The organism is Shewanella sp. 10N.286.52.C2, from assembly GCF_002874545.1.
Taxonomy (GTDB): Bacteria; Pseudomonadota; Gammaproteobacteria; order Enterobacterales; family Shewanellaceae; genus Shewanella.
The window spans coordinates 54,718-76,819 of record NZ_MCTV01000035.1 but is presented as its reverse complement, the minus strand read 5'-3'; the positions used below and the strand labels follow the sequence as shown (position 1 = coordinate 76,819).

Genomic DNA, 22,102 nt, shown 5'->3' with positions numbered 1-22,102 from the left:
TTAATTCTCTGTCAGTGATACTACACAAAAAAAGTTGCTTTAATCATCATGGCTTTGATGGCTCAGGTTAACGAATAAACTCATGTGAATATATTGAAATTTGTATAGTATGATAAAAGTACATATACAAACTAAACTAATAAAATATGCCAATATTTAAAGAACATAATGAACAATTGAATCTAGCTAATACGCTGTTATATAAAGGGAAGGCATTAGAGGCTGCAGCCGTTTTAGAACCGTTAGTAAAGCAAGAAGTTCCAGATGCATTACTTATGAAAGTCGATGTGCTTATCTGTAATAACCCGTCTGTTGGACTAAAATTTGTATTTGAATTAGTTGAAAAAGGCATTGCTGGAGCAAGCTATAAAGCTGCCTTTCTATTATATTTTCACCCACAAGTTGGTGTGGCATTTCAGCCTTACTTGTATGATGCGTATATCAAAGGTGATTTGAATGCTGTAATCGCAGCGGCAAATTTGTATTATCAACAGAATGATTTGGTTAAGGCTTTCACTATTCTAAAGCGCTTTGATCATCTTGAATCGATTATTGCGATATTAGACGCTTTAGATTTTGAATCTGTAAGTGAACCGATAGAGATTTATGACTTTAATGATATTAAAAAAGCCGATTTATCAGCATTATCCTACCAATTAATCGCACCAGAAATAAACTTGTATACCGTTGATGATTTCGTTAATGATTTCGAGTGTCATTGGCTTAAGTGCCATGCGGAAAGTAGCATCAAGCGCTCATTGGTTGTTGATGGTCATACAGGGAAAAATGAAGTCAGCCAGGTTCGCACGGGTTCGGTCGCCCAATTTGTTTCTACATCGAGTGATTGGGTATTATTGAATATTGAAATGAAAATATCAGCGTACTTTAACTTACCTGTTGAACATGGTGAGTTAAGTAATGTCTTACATTATGCGCCAACTGAAGAATATAAAGCGCACTATGATTTTTTCCATCCTAAAGATTCAGGGTCGGCTGTAGCATTGCAAGATGGCGGGCAGAGATACAAAACGGTATTAATTTATTTAAATAAGGTTAAAAGTGGAGGGGAAACAAACTTTCCACGCCTTTCGAAATCAATCACTCCTAAGTATAAGCAACTCATTATTTTCAATAATACAGATAATAACTTTGCGCCTTTACCGTTATCTCTACATCAGGGAATGCCAGTGATTGAAGGCGAGAAATGGCTTTTTTCTAAATGGATTAGAGAGAAGCCAACATCTTATAAAAACGTGTTGAATGCGATTAGCTTTTTATAAAGAACTTAGCTGTTCCAACGCTTAAAGATTAACGAGGTATTGATGCCGCCAAAAGCAAAAATACTTTATCTAAAAAAATAGCGACACTCATGTCGCTATTTTTTATGCCATTGATTTAGATTGCGCATACTGGAACCTGCCATTGCAAATCATAACCCCAATGATAACGGTTCTATCAGTTGGCCATTTGCTGCTGAAGTTTTCTAATTGCCGTTTTAATTTTACGGCTATTTTCAGGTCCCATACGTACCATAAATTTTTGCACATTTGGCAGTGCTTCTAGTTTAGGGTCGACAAACTGATAATTGACACTGATAGAACTTAATTCAATCGGGTCTTCAATAATCGGCGCTGATAAGATCATCTCAAAGGCTTGCTGCATGCGCTCGTCAAATGACATATCGCTATAACCTAGCTCTGCAAAAGCTTCGTCAAATATTGGCGTGAGTTCTTTATAAGTGTTGATTAACTGCTCGTCATTCATATCTGACACCATGTTGGCGTACAGGTCATAACGATGGTAACTGTCAGGGTTTAAATAGGTTTTGTTAGTGATTTCACTGACGGTGAATTTATCTTTAGGGCCTTTCAGTGGGCTGGCTTTACGGATCACTTCACCTTGGGCCATATTATCGACAAATACCACAAACTGGCGGGCAATGTCTTTTTTAACAAGTAGTGGCTCGATTTTCATCCCATCAGCCATCTCAACCGTTTTCTGGGCGACAAAGTCATCACTTTCAATCAGTGTAGGTAAGGGCTCTACTACTTCAGGCTCTGGAGCTTCAATAATAGTGGGTTCAATAACTTCCACTATCACTTCTTCAATAGGCTCTTGCTCAATAGGTTGTTCAGGCACAGGCTCTGGTAGTTGCACAGGTATTGGCGCTTCGACTTCAGGCGCTTTATCGGCCGAGAAGTAGAAATAGCCTGCACCAGCCAGTAAAACCGCAATGGTGATACCAATCACACCCGCGTTACTACCACTGGCGCGACTTGAGTGCGGTGTGGCTCTATCATTTTGATTGACTTGCATGTCTATTCCTTAGCTTTAAACGTCGAAAGGGAACCAATACCATTGAATTTGTTACATTTTCATTTGGTAGTATATAAGGCTTAAACCTTATTTTCATTCTGCAATAATCTCAACACTTGTCTAGTAATAATAGCCAAGGTTAACAATAATTTATGCTTGTACGTATTGCTGGCGATCCCCTAACCAACGTTGAACAATGCTGTCTACATTTTGTGGCACTTGTTGCATAACATGGGCCGCTAATTTTTGTGTGTTTTCAATCAGATATTGATCCCTGACTAAATCAGCGATTTTCATTTCTGCCAAGCCGGTTTGGCGGGTACCGAGTACTTCACCTGGGCCTCTTATTTCTAAGTCTTTTTGGGCAATAACAAAGCCATCGTTACTGGCCCTTAGTACTCCTAAACGTTTGGTGGCAGTTTGTGATAACGGTGCTTTGTACAATAACACGCAGTGGCTGGCAATAGAGCCTCGGCCTACTCGGCCACGTAACTGATGCAATTGCGCCAAGCCTAACCGCTCAGGGTTTTCAATAATCATTAAACTGGCATTAGGCACATCGACTCCCACTTCAATAACCGTTGTTGCCACTAATAAATGTAGTTCACCCGCCTTAAATTGGGCCATTATTTGCTGTTTTTCTGCACTTTTCATACGTCCGTGCACTAAGCCAACCTTTAATTCGGGTAGTAATTGGCTTAATTCTGCAGCGGTATCTTCAGCGGCTTGGCACTCAAGAACTTCAGATTCTTCAATGAGAGTACAAACCCAATAAATCTGCCGATTATCATTTAGCGCGGCTTGTTTTACCCGCTCGATGATTTGTTCGCGGCGATTATCGCTAATGGCAACCGTGGTAACAGGGGTTCTTCCTGGCGGTAACTCATCAATGATAGAGGTTTCTAAATCAGCATAAGCCGTCATCGCTAACGTGCGCGGAATTGGCGTAGCTGTCATTATTAATTGATGCGGATGAAAGCCTTGGCTGACGCCTTTTTCGCGTAATCCTAAGCGTTGATGGACCCCAAAACGGTGTTGTTCATCAATAATGATTAACGCGAGCTTATTAAAACTGACCTGCTCTTGGAAAATAGCATGGGTGCCAATTACCATGTTGGCGCTGCCATCGGCGATATCAGCCAATGATTGTGTTCTGGCTTTGCCTTTTAACTTGCCTGCTAACCAGCCCACTTTTAGCCCTAATGGTTCAAACCAGGCGGCAAAGTTGACTGCGTGTTGCTCTGCTAATAATTCCGTCGGTGCCATCATCGCCACCTGATAACCATTTTCAATGGCTTGCAGGGCTGCTAAGGCGGCCACTAAGGTTTTACCCGAGCCCACATCCCCTTGCACTAAGCGCATCATAGGTGTGGGCTTTTCAATATCAATACCGATATCAGCTACGACTCGTTGCTGGGCCCCTGTTGGCTTAAAAGGTAAGGCTTTTAAAAATGGATTTAATAGCTGGCCGGTGGCGGGTAAAGTCACCGCTTTATCAAGGTTATTGCGCTGACGTAATTGCAGCATACTTAAGTTATGGGCCAGTAACTCTTCTTGGACTAAGCGCTGCTGAGCGGGGTGCATGCCTTGCTCTAAATCGGCTTGGGCGATGTTATTGGGCGGTCGATGGATTAAGGATAATGCCTGACCAATGCTCATATTGTTGGGTTGCAGGGCTGGTGGTAGTAACTCTGTTAAGCCACCTTGATTGAGCATAGTTAGTGCCTGCTCGGTGAGCTTAATCCAACTGGCTTGTTTTAATCCTTCAGTCGAAGGATAAATAGGGGTCAGTGAATCACTCAGGGCTGGGTTTTCGCCAGCTTTAATGATTTTGTATTCTGGGTGGATTATCTCAAAATGGCGGTTGCCGCGCTTGATTTCACCATAGGCCCGAATTATCGCGCCGTTTTGCATGCCATTTCGCTGGGCAACCGAGAAGTTAAAAAACCGCAATGTGAGGTAACCACTTTCGTCGGCAATATTGCAGGTCAGCATACGTCTGCGACCCGGCACAATTTGGGTTGAGATGATTTCAGCTTCAACTGTGGCGTACATCGCGGGATAAAGAGCATTGATGGGATAGATTTGGGTGCGGTCTTCATAGCGCAGCGGCAAATGAAACAGTACATCTTGCACTGTCTTAATGCCAAGCTTTGCCAGCTTTTCAGCGGCTTTTTTAGCGACGCCTTTTAAGTCGGTAATCGGTACCTGATCCAATGGTTGCAAATCTAGCATGCCTTTATCTATTGAGTTGACCACAGACTTCATCACTTAGACTTTGTTGATATTGTAAAGCTCGCTGATTAAAGTGAGTCATTCACTTTGGGGTTAACTTTGACAGTTATCCAAAGAGTTATACAGTCAACTTTATCGCCCTGATGCTTGTTAGCAATGATAGTACTGTAAATATATACAGATGTTATGGCTTATCTTAGCAGAGTTTTAATACAAGGCAATATTAATCCAGATATCAGGCTTAACTGCCTCTATAACCAGCCTTTTTGTTTAGCTATTCGTGCCGCATCTATGCGATTGGTGGCATTGAGCTTGGAGATCGCTTCAGAAAGGTAATTCCGCACAGTACCTTCGGCGATAAATAACTGGGCGGCGATATCACTGGTTGATAAGCCATCACTGGCTAATCGTAGCGCTTTTCTTTCTTTATCATTGAGTGGGTCAATATCACCAATGGCGCTGATCGCCAGCTCTGGATCGATAATTTTTTTACCTGCCATCACCTGTTTAATAGCGTTGACTAGACTTTCAGATGGCGCATCTTTTAGCAAAAATCCCTCGACGCCACAACTGAGTGCTCTTTTGATGTAACCTACGCGGCCAAAAGTGGTTAAGATGATGATTTTAGTTTTAGGTTGCATTGTTGCAGCCTCGGCTTGATATGCTGCGAGCCACTGAGCCAGCTCAACGCCGCTGTGACCGGGCATTTCAATATCACTGAGCAGCAAATCAAAATGCTGCTCTTTAAGCATTGCCATGGCTTGGTTACCATCTTCTGCTTCTGTGATATCGACTTCACCGAGTTCATCTTTGGCAAGGGTAAGTAGGGCAGATAATGCCCCGCGCACCATGGCTTGATCTTCTGCTAATAAAATCTTCATTAAGGCTGTTCCGTGTCGTTGTCAACTTTAGGTTCACTGACTTGCTCTGCTTCAAGGGGCAAACTGATGCTAAAACGGTAGCCATCGTTAATATGATAACTAAACTTGCCGCCCAATAAGTTCACTCGCTCTCTAATGCCTTTTAAGCCATTACCTTCTTTAATAACTTTGGTGTTAGCATTGTCACTTAGGCTAACAATAAGCTGCTTATCCAAGGTGTTAAAGCACCATACACATTGACTGGCTTGGCTATGTTTGAGCATATTATTAACTAATTCTGTCAACATTAGCCCTAGTTGAGTTTCTTGCAAAGGTGTTAATGGTGGTAATTTACCCTCGAGATGTACTTCAATTTCTTTTTGTCTTAATAAACTGCATAGTTGATTGACCGTATCTTGTAAGCCTTTATGTTTGTAATTAGAAACCGTTTGGCGAATTTCAGTTAAGCTGTTTCTGGCGATATCAGCAAGTTCCTGTAAATGCTGTTTTGCAACAGCAAGCTCGCCTGCTTCAACCAGTTTTTCGGCGAGTTGTGCTTTCAGTGCAATGGAAGATAAATTGTGCCCCATGATGTCATGTAAATCGCGCGCAATACGTTCACGCTCCAGTGCCGTTGCTAAGTTAGCGATTTCATCATTTGATTGTCTTTGTTGGCGCCTGATGCGTTCATTGTTATGCTCAACCACGCCAAATAGCCCCACCACAAAGGTGACTAACATACCGTATAGCGGAAAATAGTAAGCTTCATAGCCCACGATGTAATTAAGTAGCCACAGCCAAGTACTGATAAGAATAAAGCTAATAATGGCGGTGCGCAGTGAATAGAAAAAACCAATAAAAAAACCGGCAAAACTGAAAAATGAAATGGAGCCGCTGGTAAATATGGTGGCAATGCTCGCAGTGATGAGCATTAAAGCAATAGGATATTTCCCTTGAGCGGCTGAGCTTTTGTAAGCCCAAAAGTACCCATATAAGAAGGGAAATATGAGTAACAAGCTGACACCGACCCGAGCCCAATCATCCCGCATAAACCAAAGTGGAATAAAGTAAAAAATCAGATTGAGCAGATATACCCAAGCTGTTTTTTGTCGATAGGCTTTTTCTGGGTGAACGCGAGTGTTGCTACTATTGACCGAGTGTTTGGTATTGATATTAGACATGAAGCCTCCTTGCGAAGTTAGCATACTGCAACCGAGTCATAATGTGTATGTCTGCAGTAGCTAGCTTCAGCAGCTAGCTTCAGCAGCATCGGATTAACGCGCTTGTTGTTTAAGTAAAAAATTTGCCCAAGCGTAATTAGGATCAATTTCTACAGCGTGTTGCCAATCATTAATTGCTTCTTGTTGACGACCTAATTCTTGCTTAGCGATTCCGCGCCAGGTGTACGCTTCAGTATGCCCCCAGCAGATATCAACACATGGTAGTTCATAAAAACGAATCGCATCAGTGGCATACTGCTCAGCTTTATCCATACCGCCGCCATATTGAGCGGGAGTATAAAAGGCGCTCATTGCTCTGACTAACGCAATACGAGGGTTTTCAGGGCTGAGTTGTTCTGCTTGAGCCAGTAAAGCACTTACCTTCATTCCCAGAGATTGTCCTTTGCTTGAGTCATTGGCGATTTGCATACCGTAAACAGACGCCAGTAGCGCCATTGACTCAGCATCGTCTTCACGGCTCAATACAGTTTCAAGTGTCGTCTGTGCCTCATTCAGGGCTTTTTTAGCCACTCCGCGCAGACCGCTAATATTGGCTGTAATGGCGGTGCGATATTGTGCATAGGCGTGTTCATAATCCACAGATTGTTCGCTGAGAACCTTTAGCTGTTGTAGATCCATTGTGTTGGCTGCCATATCGATAGCGCCGATATCGGCATTGCTAGCACTACTGACTAACGTCAGTGTTACCGCCATGACGGTTGATTTTGAGATAAGAGATTTTAAGATTAGTGATGTCATGATTAACTCCGTTTATTGCATTTAAGGTGTGTTGCTACGGAGTTAGTATCTAACAAAGGGCTTGCACAGGGCAGACACAAACGTCACCAGTTTGAGGTGACAAATGTCATTGATAAAAAAGCCGCCGGCTTGTTAAAGCTTAGGCGGCCAATATATTGAAGCGAATTACTGTGGTGCTAAATCTCGTCTTCCCAGCACACTTTAGCGCCGCGAATACCGTCAACTTTGGCACTGAACTGCTTTTCTAACACATGACGCTTAATTTTAAGTGTAGGGGTTAGGGCATCATTTTCAATGGTCCAAGGCTCTGTCACTACGACAATGGCATCCACAACTTCATGGGACTCAAGGTGCGGGTTAACTCCATCTAGGGTCGCTTTCAGTGACGCGCGCACTTCTTCGCGGGCTTGCAAGGCTGAGCCTTCAGATAATTGCACTAAGGTGATCGGGTGCGGTAAGCCTGAGCCAATGACACAAAGTAGCTCAATGTGCGGATCTTGGGCTATTTTACGCTCAATAGGCACCGGCGCCACATACTTACCTTTAGAGGTTTTAAAGTTATCTTTAACGCGGCCAGTGATAGAAATGTAGCCATCTTCATCGATTTCACATAAGTCACCCGTATGGAAAAATCCATCAGCATCAAAGCATGCTGCTGTGGCTTCTTCTTGCTTGTAATAACCTGTCATCAAACCTGGGCTCTTAACCATTAACTCACCTTCATCGGTGCGGCGAACTTGGCAGCCTTCAACAGGGCGACCCACGCTACCAATTTTTGAGGCATTAAATGGGAAGTTAATAATTGAGTAAGCACAGTTTTCGGTCATGCCCCAGGCTTCTGAAATATTCATGCCGATTTTGTTGTACCACTCTAATTGAGATGGTGGGATGGGGGCTGATCCTGAACCTAATAAACGGCAATGCTCTAAGCCTAAACCTTTTTGGATTTTACGTTTAACTAAGCCGCTAACCAGTGGGATTTTAAGCAATAAATCCAGCTTGCTTTGGCCAATTTTATTGACAATATTGAGCTGAAACAGGGTCCATAAACGCGGCACCGAGAAAAAGACCGTCGGGCGGCATCGCTGCACATCAGCCACAAAAGAATCTAAACTTTCTACAAACGCCACCGACGAGCCGGAGTAAAAAGACGATCCTTGAATCGCTACCCGCTCAGTAATGTGCGCTAAAGGCAAGTAGGATAATAATCTGTCTGTGGTATTGGTTTTTAAATCGCGCACAACCGCTTCACAAGTCCAGCCGTAACTGCCGAAGGTTTGCATTGCGCCTTTTGGTTTACCAGTAGAGCCCGAGGTGTAAATGAGCGTCATCATTTGATCGCTACTAGGCGTAGGCGCATCCACTAATGGTTGCCCTAACTCAAGCAGTTTTTCCCAATGATATTGCGCTGGCATGGTCTCATAAGGTAAAGCTAAACGGAGGATTTCACCGCCGACACCGGCTTCTTGGTCGGCCCAAAAATCAAGTTTTCCGGTGAAGATAGCTTTAGCGCCACTGTGTTCTAATACATAGCGGATCATTTCAGCGTTAGCAGTGGGATAGATTGGCACACTGATGTAGCCGCCGTGCATAAGGGCAAGATCGGTAATAAACCACTCGGCACAGTTTTTAGAAAGCAGAGCAACTTTGTCACCCGGTACTAGACCTAAGTGGCGTAATGCGCCTGCAATTTGTTGTACCTTTTGCTGAACTTCTCCCCATGTGAAGTCAACAAACTGGCCGTTAATTGGTTGTCGTAAATATACGGCATCCCCTTGGGTTTCAGCCCAATGAGATAACATTTCTACTGGCGTTTTTATTAGATTTTCCATCGACAATTCCATGTTCTTTTTGTTTTTAATGTAGGATGCATTTATTTGTAGTTTGCTAATGCAATCATCTCAGTATGGCTATTTATCAGCCTATTCGCAAACGCGAGAACAACTTAACGAGATAATTTCTACTTATAAACTAGCATGTTTCACTGAAAGTTAAATACCTCTTGAGTAATAGCTCTAATAAAAAAGGGTGCCAATGGCACCCTTCAGGATAAAACTCGGTTTGTGAGCTAGATCTCCATTATTCCATCCATTTCCACTAATGAGCCTTTTGGCAGCTGTTTTACCCCGATTGCAGCACGTGCTGGATAAGGTTGAGTAAAGTAGCGCGCCATGATTTCATTAACGGTAGCGAAGTGAGATAAGTCGGTTAAAAAGATATTCAGTTTAACGATATCAGCTATAGTGCCGCCAGCGGCATCACATACTGCGGTTAAGTTTTCGAAAACCTGTACAACCTGCTCAGAGAAATCATCGCTAACCATTTCCATGGTGCTTGGTACGAGTGGGATTTGGCCTGAAAGGTAAACAGTGCTACCTACTTTTACAGCTTGAGAATAGGTGCCAATTGCTGTTGGAGCTTTATCGGTTGCGATGATGATTTTTTCTGCCATGACGCCCTCTGCGATCAAGTAAATGAATGATGTCATCCCTAAGCTGTTATCTAACTTAGGGATTTAGGGGATCAATATTACTAACGTTTGTGGCAGGTGCGCAAGACTTCTGCAATGCAGAAGTCGTGATTGATTTATTAGCGGTTACGTGAGGTGCGCAGGACTTCAGGTAATACCCTAATGCGGCGCATAACATTGGCCAAATGAACACGGTCGTCGACTGAGATCCGCAGGTTAATGAGATAGACTCTGCCATCACGCTCTTCAGTGCTCAAGTTATGAATATTTGAGCCGGCGGCAGCAATAATACTGGTGATTTTTGCCAGTGCGCCTTGATGATTGACAATTTCAACTCGCAGATTGGCTTGATAGCTTTCACCTTCAACGTTATCCCAATGTACTGGGATATATTTGTCTGGCTCGCTTTGATAACCACGGATATTTGAGCAATTTTCCATGTGTACCACAAGGCCTTTGCCTGGGCTTACATGGGCGATGACAGCATCACCTGGAATTGGACGACAGCAATTTGCGAAGGTCACCAACATGCCTTCAGCGCCGCGAATTGGCATCAAGTGCTCTTCGGTTTCGCTATCTTCATTCTTAGTGGTGAGCTTGTGACCCATTAAGCGCTGGGCAACCACAATGCTCATGGCATTACCTAGGCCGATATCAGCCAATAACGATTCAAGATTGTCATGCTTAGTTTCAGCAATAACTTTTTTAAGCTGCTCTAAGGTGATGTCATCAAGCTTGTTTTCACCTAATGCGTGGTTCAGTAGCCGTTTGCCGAGCGCCACAGCATCGTCACTGGTTAAACTTTTCAAGACTTGACGAATTTTACCGCGGGCTTTACCTGTTACGACAAAGTTAAGCCATGCAGCATTAGGTCTTGCGCCTTTAGCTGTAATAATTTCAACGGTTTGGCCTGATATTAACGGCTGACTTAATGGATAAGCTTGACGGTTAACACGGGCGCCGACACAGGTGTTACCCACATCGGTATGGACTTCGTAAGCAAAGTCGACCGCTGTTGCATTCACCGGCAGCTCTAAAATGCGGCCTTCTGGGGTGAATACGTATATTTCTTCAGGGAATAGCTCAGTTTTAACATTTTCCACAAACTCAAATGAGCTACTGGCGCTTTGTTGTAGCTCCAGCAAGCTTTGCATCCACTTATGGGCGCGAACTTGGGTGGTACTTTGTTGTGAACTACTGGTGCCGCTCTTATACATCCAATGAGCAGCAACCCCTTTGTCCGCCATCAGGTCCATTTCTTCAGTACGTATTTGTACTTCAACAGGAACCGCATGGGGGCCAAATAATGAGGTGTGCAATGATTGATAACCATTGGCTTTAGGAATGGCAATATAATCTTTAAAGCGACCGGGATGAGGCTTATAAAGACCATGCATGGCACCTAATACACGGTAACAGGTGTCAATGGAATCGACCATGACTCTGAAGGCATAAATGTCCATGACTTCTTGAAACTGCAGTTCTTTTTTACTCATTTTAAGGTAAATTGAGTAAAGGTTTTTCTCACGACCTTTGACCTTGCAGTTAATTCCAGCATCTTCAAGGCGAGAGGTTATGGCAGTTTCAATACTGTTAATCAGTTCTTTTCTATTACCACGGGCTGCTTTTACGACTTCTTTTAAAACGCGATATCGCATCGGATAATAGGCTTGAAAACCTAAATCTTCTAATTCGCTTTTGATATTGTGAATACCAAGACGATTAGCAATCGGTGCGTAAATCTCTAAGGTTTCACGGGCAATACGACGACGCTTGTCAGGACGTAATGCACCCAAAGTTCGCATGTTATGCGTTCTGTCAGCAAGTTTGATCAAAATAACGCGAATATCTTGCGTCATTGCCATCATCATCTTGCGGAAGTTTTCAGCTTGGGCTTCTTTTTTATCGCGGAACTTGATTTTTTCAAGTTTAGACACGCCTTCGACCAGTTCAGCCACGGTTACGCCAAATAGCTCAGTGAGTTCTTCTTTGGTAACTGGGGTATCTTCGATGGTGTCGTGAAGCAGTGCAGCCATTAACGTCTCGTGATCAAGACGCATATCTGCAACGATGCGGGCTACCGCAACGGGGTGGGTAATATAGGGCTCGCCACTTGTGCGCATTTGCCCTTCATGGGCATCACGCGCAACAATGTACGCCTGCTTGAGTAACTCTACTTGCGCTGGTTCTAAATAACCAGAGGCAGACTCCTTTAGACCTTCAAACAGATACAAGTGGCGCTACTCCTTAAAGTGAACGGCCTTCAGCAATTGCTGCAACAGCGGCAATTTCAGCTGCTTCGCGTTCACGTACAGTTTGACGCTCATCAGCGTCTAATGTGTTAGAGGTGACTAAACCTAATTCGATTTCGCGCAGGGCGATAACCGTTGGTTTATCATTCATCTCTTCAACCATTGGGTCTTTACCTTGCACAGCGATTTGGCGTGCACGACGCGCTGCAACCAGGATCATGTCAAAACGGTTGCCGATTTGTTGTACGGCGTCTTCTACAGTTACGCGAGCCATGTGGTGAAACTCCAGTGTTATCTATGGGAAAAAGTGACGCAAATTGTACTTAATGACAATTAGTCTGCCAACAGATCGTTAATCATACCATTATGAGTATGGATCTGACTAGCACAGGTTGATCTTTGGCTGCGAATGATCGCGCGCAGATCGTCTAGTGCGGTATCAAAGTCATCGTTTACAATAATATAATCAGCGTCTTTATAGTGTGACATCTCAGATACAGCCTCAGCCATACGTCCGTCAATCACGTCTTGGCTGTCTTGTCCTCGGCCAGTTAGGCGGCGTTCAAGCTCAGCTTTTGAAGGGGGTAATATAAATACCCCAACGGCCTCAGGCATTAGCTTTTTAACTTGCTCTGCGCCTTGCCAATCAATATCTAAAAAGACATCAATACCGTTGGCTAATGTTTGCTCAATGACCTTGCGGGATGTGCCGTAATAGTTACCAAACACTTCTGCCCATTCAAAAAAAGCTTCATCAGCGATGAGCGCTTTAAATTCTTCAACGCTGGCAAAGTGATAATGTTGACCATTAACTTCACCAGGACGTGGTTGACGGGTAGTGTGTGATACAGACACTTGCATGTCGCTTGGCTTATCTTTTAATAAAGCAGAGATAAGCGAAGATTTACCGGCGCCACTTGGGGCAGACACAATAAATAGATTTCCTCTCGCGCTCATAGTGCAAATTCCAACCAGATTATTTTACAGGGCGAGTATTATACTCAAAGCATGGCAATTTGCGAGATTTGTGATGGAAAAAACTGCATAAATCTGTGGTTATTAGCGGCGATTTTTTTTCTAACCTTAGTAATACATTGATTAGTTTAATGCATAGGCTTAAAGACCTAAGGCTATTTCATTTTGTCATATTCGTTAATAAAAAATGAACTGGCAATGTTAATGGCGCTAAATGGTTTGTGATTGATGGTTTTACAATTAATTTTGCGGCAAATGCAGTGGTTTCGCTGACTTTAGTGATGAAATTGTTTAGTCTGCTTATATAGTTTCTGTTTATTTATTATTGGGATTTCTTGTGTCATTTTCATCCTTATTTTGTCGCCAAGGCCGAGATAACGGTCAAAGAGTGTTGGCTGTGCAATTATCTTGTTTGATTTTTGTATTAATCATCGCGCTGTTATTTGCTCATTCTGTTACCACTATTATTGCAGGGGTAGTGGCGCTGCCCATTAGTGCTTTAAGCAGCTTACGCCGTTTACGAGACGCAGCTAAGCCAAGCTCTTTGGTGGCAATCCCAACCTTGTTATTGTTATTTTTTAGCCTTTCTATTGCATTTAGTTTTCCTGTTGCTGTGTCAGTGACCATTTTTATTTTAGCGGCCATAGTGAGCGCTGGTTTTGCGTGGTTTTCAGCACCCAAGAGCAATAGCCGTAATCAAAACCGCAGAAATAATTTTTATGTTATGGGCTATCAAGGCCCACATGCTAAACCTGTTGCAGGCGCTCAGAGAGTAAGGCAGCGTCAAGAACCGACCATTGGACATGGCAATAACACCAGTCTTAGGGCTGAAAGCCCTGACGCTGCCAACGTTGATAGCGCAAACTCTGATATTGAAAGCTTTGATAACAACAGTTTTGATGACGAACTGGGCCATGAGCCTGGTTATCAGCACGAAACCGTTTATAAAGAGTCTGAGCTTAATCCGTTTAACCATTCTGCAAATAATGCAGCTGGATACAATAGCGAAACAGACGAGGCTAGGTATCAAGCTGATGAAAAGCCCAGCTACCGAGTTGACCGAGGCGCATTAGAGTCAGGTTCGATGACAGAATTACTTAAATCTTGGTTAGTGTGGGCGCAAGATAATAAAAAAATACTTATAATGGCGGCAAAAGCTATAGGGGTTATGTGTGCAATTGGCCTAGTTATCTATCTAATTAGCTTATTATTTACTGGCACAGAAAAAACCGAAATTGTACCTGTTGAAACCGCAGCCATTGAGCAACCATTAGCAAGCAATGAAACTGCGCGAGTAAAACTGCCTGATGGTTTTTGGCTTATCTTACAAGAAGATATTTTAGTGTTACGCTGGTTAGGTGATGAAGGTGATGCCCAGTCTATTTGGCGTTTAGATACAGCCCAAGGCGATAAACGCTGCGCCGAATTAGTCTTTAATGATGGCAGTAAATTTAGGCCCATTAGCGTTGATTTAATGGCAGATAGCGGCACCGAAGCGCGCTTTTCACCGCTGGATAATACCAAGCTCATCAACAATGTTGCCATGCGTGGTAGCTTCAAACTGTGTGGTTATAACTTTAGCCTGAAAGGCAGCCAAGCCACATTATCCTCTGAGCCTGCATTTGGCCAATTTATGAAAAGCTTATAAGAGCTTAAATCGCAGCACAACAGGTGACTAGTGTTGCCGGCTGCGATGGCTTAAACTGTTTGGCTTGCAAAGAAAAGATATGGAGTGTTGGGTGGTTGAGTTTATTAGGCAAACAATTTTGCCTTTATATGGAATTGCAGCATCAGATGTAACAAGTGCCACTATTGCGCCTTTGGGCAATGGTCATATTAACCAAACCTATTTGGTTAAGTGGCCAGCAGGGCAAATGGTGCTACAGCAAATTAATACCACAGTGTTCACCAAACCTGACGTGTTAATCGACAATGCTGCTAAAGTGAGTCATCACCTCATCCAAAAATCTACCTTGGGTGAATACCAGCTCGATGTTATTTCGCCTGTGGTTCTTAAAGATGGAAGTTTGTCGGTAAACCTTGGTGATAAAGGTTATTGGCGAGCCATTAGCTATTTAGCCAATAGCCATACAATTGAAGTGGTGACCAATCAAGATGAAGCCAAAATGGCCGCCAGCGCTTTTGGTCATTTTGCACATGCATTGAGTGATTTAGATGCTAATAGCTTACAAGATGTTATTCCTAACTTCTTAAACCTTCCTCTTCGTATCCAACAGCTTAAACAAGCGGTTGCTGATGATAAATCTCAGCGCTTAGCAGATTGTCAGCAATGGGTTGATTTAGTGTTATCGCAACAAGCCTTATTTGCTGAGCTCGCCCAAGTGGAGCAACAACTGCCACTTCGTATTTGCCATAACGACACAAAAATCAACAATATGCTGTTTGATAAGCGTGATATGTCTAGCATGGCAGTCATCGATATCGACACCTGCATGAAAGGCTACTTAATGTATGACTTTGGTGACATGGTACGGGCGTTTTGCTCACCTGAGGAAGAAGACTCTACAGCGCTCGATAAAGTCATTGCTCGCCCTGAGATTATTAAAGCAGCCACTCAAGCCTATACCGAGCAGTTATCTGCAATATTAACACCGCTGGAAAAACGCAGCCTGTGGTTAGGCATTAAAGTGATGGCGTTGATGCTAGGTTCGCGGTTTTTAACCGATCATTTAAATGGTGATGTGTACTTTGGTATTCATCGTGAGGGCCATAACCTCGATCGCGCGGCAAACCAGTTAACCATATATAACAGCTTGGTTGCCCAAGAAGCGCAATTAGTGACGCTATTTGAATAATAACTAGGCTGTTTCAAATCATTTTCATAAACCAAAACGTCGATAAGGCTGAACCATGAAGTACCAATGGATATTGTTTGACGCCGATGAAACCCTGTTTGATTTTGATATATTTAGCGGCCTAAAGCTGATGTTTTCACACTTTGATATTGATTTTAACGCCAGTGATTTTGAATTTTATCAATCGGTAAACAAGCAGCTTTGGCTGGATTATCAACAAGGATTAATTGATGCCGCGCAGCTGCAACACACCCGCTTTTTACATTGGGCTGAAAAGCTCAATGTCACTACCAAGCAACTTAACAGTGATTTTTTAGCGGCCATGGCCGATATCTGTCAGCCATTACCGGGGGCGAAACAGCTGGTTGATAGCCTAAAAGGCAAAGCCAATTTAGGCATAATCACCAACGGCTTAACTGAGCTGCAAAATGTGCGCCTTGAACGCACCGGCTTTAAGTCGTCATTTGAGCATGTGGTGATTTCTGAAGAGTTTGGTAAAGCCAAACCCGATGTCAGTATTTTTGAGCATACCTTTAAGCTGATGGGTAACCCTGAAAAGCACAATATTTTGATGGTGGGCGATAACCTGCATTCAGATATTTTAGGCGGCGTTAATGCTGGGATTGATACCTGTTGGCTCAATCATCACGGTAAACAAACCGTCGATGGCATTACGCCAACGTTTGAAGTCAAAGACCTACAGCAACTACATGATGTACTGCATTCAGTGAGTTAGATAGCTCGATTTTTAGCATAAACAAAGCCACTCGATTGAGTGGCTTCTTTTTGGGTAAATCTTTAGCTCAAAGTATCAGCTCGAAGCATTATCCCTGAACATTAGCCCTGAACATTAGCCCTGAACATTAGCCTAGCAGGTTAACTCAAGCACTCGTTTCAGCCGCTTTAGGAAACGCCTCATGATAGGCAATCATAAAGTCTTCTCGAATGTGTTGCTCTAAATGGGTTGCCCGTTCAGTGGGGCAAAAAATCATAATATGCACCATTTGCTCGCCCGCAGGGCCGCTATGGATATGAATATGTGGCTCAGGTCCTGGCAGGTCAACGCCAGCATGTCTTTCAATAATATTATTATAGCGAGTTGCTACTTCAAAAAAGTCTTCACAGTGGGCTTCAATCTTGCTGGTTAATGCAGGAAACAGCGGATACAAGTTTACAAACTCAACCACGGTAATGGAAAAGCTATGGTAAACATAACGCTTCATGAAATTGAGGTTTTTCACCGCATAACTAAAAAACATACTATTAGGGAAGGTGACTGTTTTACCGGTGTAATGGTACTGACCATGGTGCAAGTCGATTTCTTGGATCACCGTCGCCATTAAGTTGTGTTCAATGACCTCGCCGCACAGCTTACCCACTTCAATCCAGTCACCGATGACAAATGAGCGCGAACTCGCCCGCTGAATGGAGCCAGTAAAACACAGAATAATCTCTTTTGACGCCACCACAAAGGCAATGGCTATCGCGGTCACAGACAGCGCGAACTTATTGATTTCTGTCTGCCACAGTAAAAATAAAATCATCACGATTAAGATGAAAGTGCCGTTTTTAGTCCGCGACATCCACTTACGCTGCCCTTCGCTCACAAAAGCGATATCACCACGAATTTTAGACACCACAAAGCGTTTAAGCATCGACAGCAATAGGATGATTAATACGGTAACAAACAACTTATAGGTTGCTAAAAAATCAATGACGATAGTGAGTTGTTCCACAAAACCTTCTTAAATAACGATAACTTGGTGATAATTCAGCGATAAGACTCACTGTAACATAGCTAGTGATTAAGTCAGCTTTGACCAGTGTTTTATCTTCGATATTCGTGAATTAGCCTTTTTTATTAACAATAGAATGCACTTAAGGAAGCTGAAATGTATTGGAGTACCAGCTCATGAAGTATCCCTTAATGCGATATAACCTATGGGATAGTCATTAAGGGCTCAAGGCACCAAACAAGCAATCAAACTCACTATGGGTTAGTTTTACCTGTTGTAGCGTGTGAAACGAAGGTTGTTATAAGGCCTACAAACTTTACAAACTAAAATAGAAAGCCCAGCATTCGCTGGGCTTAGTTTTATAAAACGCGTGTAAAATGCTTACTCAACGTTTTGGATCTGTTCTCTCATCTGCTCAATAAGCACTTTAAGTTCTACCGCTGCGGCGGTGACTTCTGCGCTGATTGACTTAGACGCTAGGGTGTTAGATTCACGGTTGAATTCTTGCATCATGAAATCTAAGCGGCGGCCTTGTGCGCCACCTTTTTTGAGGATTAAGCGCGTTTCTGCAACGTGTGCATCAAGGCGATCCATTTCTTCTGCGACATCCATCTTTTGTGCAAGTAGCACCATTTCTTGCTCCATACGAGCAGGATCAAGTTCGCCGGTGATTTCAGCTAAACGGTTGGTTAGCTTGTCACGTTGCCATTGCATCACGGCTGGCATGTGCTCGCGCACGATGGCCACTTGTTCAACAATTTGGTCTAGGCGGGTTTGCAACATAGTATTGATTGCTTCACCTTCACGGCCGCGAGCTTCGATAAATTGCGCTACAGCGCCATCAAAAGCCACCAGTAAGTCTTTATTGATGTCGCCCATGTCTTGCTCTGCGCCAGACATCACACCAGGCCAGCGTAGAATGTCGGCTAAGTTAAGCTCGCCATGGCTAGATTCTTTCTTTAACCACTCTGCTGCGTTAAGTAGTTGCTTGGCCAAGTCTTGGTTTAGGCGCATTTCACTGCTGCCAGACTCTGATAGTTCATAACGTAAGTTGACCTCAACCTTGCCGCGGTTTAAGCGTTTACGTAGGCGATCGCGCAATACTGGCTCTAGGCTACGCATTTGCTCTGGTAAGCGTAAGTAGGTTTCTAAGTAGCGTTGATTGACTGAGCGGATTTCCCACGAGGCTGTGCCCCATTCGGCTTTGTGCTCAATGCGAGCGTAGGCGGTCATACTTTGGATCATTGTGAACCCTGATTAATTAGCAACGTAAATAGTGTGTCGATTATAGTCTGCTGATTGTGAAGGTCAAAGCTTAGCAAGTTTTATCAACTGGCTTTTGAGCTATTTATACTGGTTAGTGTGCAACTTAAGCGGCTTTTATCAGTCACAGCATTGCGATTAAGGTACGAGTGTCGTCTACCTATCATGGAAATAGTCTGCTGTGGTGACCATAGTCATCGAATTAAGCCGATGAATTGTTTATAGTAGCGGCAATTATTTGCTCACGCCTGCTGCGTGAGTGGTTGTTAATGTTTGGAGTAGTCAATTGGACCATTTTGTGTGGAATCTCGACCCAGTATTAATTTCATTTATGGGTTTACAAGTACATTGGTATGGGGCTTTGTTTGCGGCAGCCATTGCCAGTGGTTTTCAAGTTATGAAGCACATGTACAAAAAAGAAGGTTTAGATGTCGCATCGCTAGATAATCTACTGACTTATTGTGTGGTGGGGATTATTGTTGGCGCCCGTTTAGCGCACTGTTTTTTTTACGATCCAAGTTATTATTTTGCCAATCCAATGAAGATTTTGGCCATTTGGGAAGGCGGTTTAGCCAGCCATGGCGGCGGTTTAGGTGCCATTTTAGCGCTTTACTATTACAAGCGTAAAACCGATATGCCGTTTTTGTTTTTACTTGACCGCTTAGCCATTGCGACAGCGATATTTGGCTTTTTTGTACGGATGGCAAACTTTGCCAATTCAGAGATTTTAGGGCTACCGACCACTAAACCGTGGGGCATTATTTTCGAACGTATTGATATGCTGCCGCGCCATCCGGCGCAGTTATATGAGGCCATTAGCTATTTAGTTATCTTTATTGCTTTGTTTGCTTTGTATAAATTTACCAACTTAAAACAAAAGCACGGGGTTATTTTTGGACTGTTCTTGTGTAGCGTATTCAGCGCACGTTGGGCCATCGAAATGGTCAAGGTTAAGCAAGCCGCTTATGCCACAGATTGGACCATGAGTGCAGGGCAATTATTGAGTATTCCATTTTTAGTGGTAGGTGTGGCGCTGTTGGTGCTGCCTATGATTAAAAAGACTAAGTAGATTTAGCGAGACTATTTACGACTATTAATTGTTTTAAGGCGTTAAAAAGCCGAGTTGGTTGCTGCATGCAGTGATGAGCTCGGCTTTTTTGTATCTAGCTGAAAGCAATGCTAGCGGTATATCAGGGCTAACTTTCTGTAAGTGCTGGCGCTATATAGGTGCGAGTTAAGCTCGGATCATGCGGTAAATCTCATCGATACTGATTGTCTTGCCTTGCTCTAATTTTTTAATTCCTGCGACTATGGCGCTGTTTACTGGGGTTGCCACTTGGTGGTTGAGCCCAAGCTTTACGACTGCGCCATTTAGGTAATCAATTTCTGTGGGGCGCTGTGCGTGTATATCTTGCCACATCGATGAACGTGCGTGCGGGTCGATTGCCAACATGGGTTTTGCTATCAAGGTAAATAAGCTATCAGGTAGCGATAAAATCAGCGGTAGCAAGCTGGGTTTAACTTTGGCGAATTGGGCCAGTGGTAAGTGTGCTTGTTTGCAGACCTTAAGCCACTCTTGCATTGCCATGGCCAGTAGTTTTCGGGTTTTGCGCTGGCTTAATTGCTGCTTTATCGGTACATCACATATGGCGTTTAAGGCGTTATTGAGGTTGAGCAGTAATTTACCATTAATAATGGCCGTCATATCGGTTGCTAATGTGCAGCTGATATTTGCCTGTGCATTGTTCATCGCGGTGTCAATGGCGCGCGTTTGCGGGCATGTGTTGAAGGTAAACACGCCTTCAGTGCCTTTATGAAAGCTGGCGTTATCTTGCTGCAATACATTAAACGGGGTGATGCCCTGAAAGATTTGCCTTGCTTGATTGCGGTTTTTAAAGGCTTGCTGAAGGATTTCAAGGCTACCTAGGCCATTTTGCATTAATACGATGGCGCTTTGCTGGGTTGATATTGCTAATAAGTCATCGATGATGCTGGTGAGTTGGTGGCATTTTAGGGTGACAAAGATGACATCGAATTGCGTTATTTGCTCATTATCGCCGCTATTATTATCACTTTTATTACGGCTCTTATTAACAGACTGGTTGATATCGGTCATCAGTGCATCTGGCATGACGCGTTGATCTAAGCCTTGATAGTCGGTAAGCCGAATACCGTTATTTTCAATAATGCTGTGTTTAATCCGTGGCCGGCAAATAACACTGACATCAAGCTTAGCGAGCTTGAGTTCGCCTGCTAAAAAACAGCCTGTTGAGCCGGCACCAAAGATGGCAATTTTCATGTGTCTCACATCATTTAAACAATATTTAATCCCTCAGTGTGCCGTTTTGTTAATAAAAATCCAATAAGGGTTTTGTTAAGCGTGGCATCCACTGAAACAAGTCACTATAATATGCTGCGAAATTAAGTCATCAATTCCACACTATAGGAAATGCATATGCGTCCAAGCGACAGAACACCTGCACAATCTCGTCCAGTTACGATTACTCGTCAATTTACAGCTCACGCTGAAGGTTCGGTGTTGGTTGAATTTGGTGACACAAAAGTTTTATGTACTGCCAGTTTTGAAGAAGGCGTACCACGTTTTCTTAAAGGCCAAGGCCAAGGCTGGGTAACTGCTGAATACGGTATGCTTCCTCGTTCGACTCATAGCCGTATGCAACGTGAAGCTGCTCGTGGCAAGCAGTCTGGTCGTACTCAAGAAATCCAACGCTTAATCGGCCGTTCATTACGTGCAGCTGTTGATATGAAAGCATTGGGTGAAAACACTATCGTTATCGATTGTGACGTGATTCAAGCTGACGGCGGAACACGTACTGCAGCGATTACTGGTGCTTGTGTTGCATTAGTTGACGCGCTGAACTGGGCGCGTGGTAAAGGTATTTTAAAAACTAACCCGCTTAAGTTCCTTATTGCTGCTGTTAGTGTTGGTATTTATAAAGGTGAGCCAATCTGCGATTTAGAATATATCGAAGATAGCGCTGCTGAAACTGACATGAACGTTGTGATGACAGAAACCGGTAAGATGATTGAGATCCAAGGTACTGCTGAAGGCGAGCCATTCAGCCACGAAGAGTTATTAAGCTTACTTGAGCTTGCGAAGCACGGCATTCGCGAAATTGTCGATACGCAAAAAGCGGCATTAAGCTAAAGCGTATTTGATTAAGGGGCTACTTGAATAA

General features: G+C 43.4%; 19 protein-coding genes. 6 read left to right on the top strand and 13 right to left on the bottom strand.

What is annotated here, in order from left to right:
- Nucleotides 1-146 precede the first annotated feature (146 nt).
- The gene (locus BCU94_RS12705; RefSeq protein ID WP_102476577.1) at nt 147-1,280 is read left to right on the top strand and encodes a 2OG-Fe(II) oxygenase; all 1,134 of its coding nucleotides are present in this window, start codon (nt 147-149) and stop codon (nt 1,278-1,280) included.
- A 175-nt stretch (nt 1,281-1,455) separates the two neighbouring features.
- Here BCU94_RS12705 and BCU94_RS12700 read toward each other — a convergent pair whose 3' ends face one another.
- The 10 genes from BCU94_RS12700 to gmk all read right to left on the bottom strand — a co-directional run bounded on the left by BCU94_RS12700 (nt 1,456) and on the right by gmk (nt 13,069).
- Nucleotides 1,456-2,316, bottom strand: coding sequence for a DUF3014 domain-containing protein (locus tag BCU94_RS12700; protein WP_102476576.1), 861 nt, complete (start codon nt 2,314-2,316; stop codon nt 1,456-1,458).
- 150 nt (nt 2,317-2,466) lie between these two features.
- Complete coding sequence (gene recG, locus BCU94_RS12695) at nt 2,467-4,542, bottom strand: ATP-dependent DNA helicase RecG (protein ID WP_102439867.1); 2,076 nt, start codon at nt 4,540-4,542, stop codon at nt 2,467-2,469.
- Between the two features lie 260 nt (nt 4,543-4,802).
- Entirely contained in the window at nt 4,803-5,432 is a 630-nt protein-coding gene (locus BCU94_RS12690) for a response regulator transcription factor (protein ID WP_102439859.1), read from the bottom strand.
- Nucleotides 5,432-6,592, bottom strand: a complete 1,161-nt coding sequence (locus BCU94_RS12685; protein WP_102476575.1) for a sensor histidine kinase — start codon at nt 6,590-6,592, stop codon at nt 5,432-5,434. The genes BCU94_RS12690 and BCU94_RS12685 overlap by 1 nt, the downstream gene beginning before the upstream one ends.
- A gap of 93 nt (nt 6,593-6,685) precedes the next feature.
- A complete protein-coding gene (locus tag BCU94_RS12680; protein WP_102476574.1) occupies nt 6,686-7,390 on the bottom strand; it encodes a tetratricopeptide repeat protein in 705 nt (234 codons plus the stop codon).
- Nucleotides 7,391-7,566: 176 nt separating this feature from the next.
- Nucleotides 7,567-9,222, bottom strand: a complete 1,656-nt coding sequence (locus BCU94_RS12675) for an AMP-binding protein (RefSeq protein ID WP_102476573.1) — start codon at nt 9,220-9,222, stop codon at nt 7,567-7,569.
- 236 nt (nt 9,223-9,458) lie between these two features.
- Nucleotides 9,459-9,842 carry a RidA family protein gene (locus tag BCU94_RS12670; RefSeq protein ID WP_102476602.1) on the bottom strand — a complete coding sequence of 128 codons (384 nt, stop codon included), beginning with the start codon at nt 9,840-9,842 and terminating at the stop codon, nt 9,459-9,461.
- A 137-nt stretch (nt 9,843-9,979) separates the two neighbouring features.
- Nucleotides 9,980-12,094: a bifunctional GTP diphosphokinase/guanosine-3',5'-bis pyrophosphate 3'-pyrophosphohydrolase gene (gene spoT / locus BCU94_RS12665; protein ID WP_102439856.1), complete on the bottom strand. Its 2,115-nt coding sequence runs from the start codon at nt 12,092-12,094 to the stop codon at nt 9,980-9,982.
- A 13-nt stretch (nt 12,095-12,107) separates the two neighbouring features.
- Nucleotides 12,108-12,386: a DNA-directed RNA polymerase subunit omega gene (rpoZ, locus tag BCU94_RS12660; RefSeq protein ID WP_076538077.1), complete on the bottom strand. Its 279-nt coding sequence runs from the start codon at nt 12,384-12,386 to the stop codon at nt 12,108-12,110.
- Nucleotides 12,387-12,445: 59 nt separating this feature from the next.
- On the bottom strand, nt 12,446-13,069 hold the full coding sequence (gene gmk, locus BCU94_RS12655) for a guanylate kinase (RefSeq protein ID WP_102476572.1): 624 nt from the start codon (nt 13,067-13,069) through the stop codon (nt 12,446-12,448).
- 355 nt (nt 13,070-13,424) lie between these two features.
- On the opposite strand from gmk, the gene BCU94_RS12650 reads away from it, so the two are divergent.
- From BCU94_RS12650 to yjjG, 3 genes are all read left to right on the top strand, one after another.
- The gene (locus BCU94_RS12650) at nt 13,425-14,735 is read left to right on the top strand and encodes a hypothetical protein (protein WP_102439855.1); all 1,311 of its coding nucleotides are present in this window, start codon (nt 13,425-13,427) and stop codon (nt 14,733-14,735) included.
- Between the two features lie 91 nt (nt 14,736-14,826).
- Nucleotides 14,827-15,903, top strand: a complete 1,077-nt coding sequence (locus BCU94_RS12645) for an aminoglycoside phosphotransferase family protein (protein WP_102476601.1) — start codon at nt 14,827-14,829, stop codon at nt 15,901-15,903.
- A gap of 55 nt (nt 15,904-15,958) precedes the next feature.
- Nucleotides 15,959-16,639, top strand: coding sequence for a pyrimidine 5'-nucleotidase (gene yjjG / locus BCU94_RS12640; RefSeq protein WP_102476571.1), 681 nt, complete (start codon nt 15,959-15,961; stop codon nt 16,637-16,639).
- Nucleotides 16,640-16,784: 145 nt separating this feature from the next.
- Here yjjG and BCU94_RS12635 read toward each other — a convergent pair whose 3' ends face one another.
- Nucleotides 16,785-17,639 (bottom strand): mechanosensitive ion channel family protein, encoded by an 855-nt coding sequence (locus tag BCU94_RS12635; RefSeq protein WP_102476570.1) that lies wholly within the window; start codon nt 17,637-17,639, stop codon nt 16,785-16,787.
- A 381-nt stretch (nt 17,640-18,020) separates the two neighbouring features.
- Nucleotides 18,021-18,884 (bottom strand): YicC/YloC family endoribonuclease, encoded by an 864-nt coding sequence (locus BCU94_RS12630; RefSeq protein WP_102440189.1) that lies wholly within the window; start codon nt 18,882-18,884, stop codon nt 18,021-18,023.
- 304 nt (nt 18,885-19,188) lie between these two features.
- Between BCU94_RS12630 and lgt the strand changes: the two genes are divergently transcribed.
- Entirely contained in the window at nt 19,189-19,971 is a 783-nt protein-coding gene (lgt, locus tag BCU94_RS12625) for a prolipoprotein diacylglyceryl transferase (RefSeq protein WP_102476569.1), read from the top strand.
- 165 nt (nt 19,972-20,136) lie between these two features.
- Here the strand turns inward: lgt and BCU94_RS12620 are convergent, their stop codons facing one another.
- Entirely contained in the window at nt 20,137-21,201 is a 1,065-nt protein-coding gene (locus tag BCU94_RS12620; RefSeq protein ID WP_102476568.1) for a 2-dehydropantoate 2-reductase, read from the bottom strand.
- 156 nt (nt 21,202-21,357) lie between these two features.
- Between BCU94_RS12620 and rph the strand changes: the two genes are divergently transcribed.
- Nucleotides 21,358-22,071, top strand: a complete 714-nt coding sequence (gene rph, locus BCU94_RS12615) for a ribonuclease PH (protein ID WP_055025233.1) — start codon at nt 21,358-21,360, stop codon at nt 22,069-22,071.
- Nucleotides 22,072-22,102 lie beyond the last annotated feature (31 nt).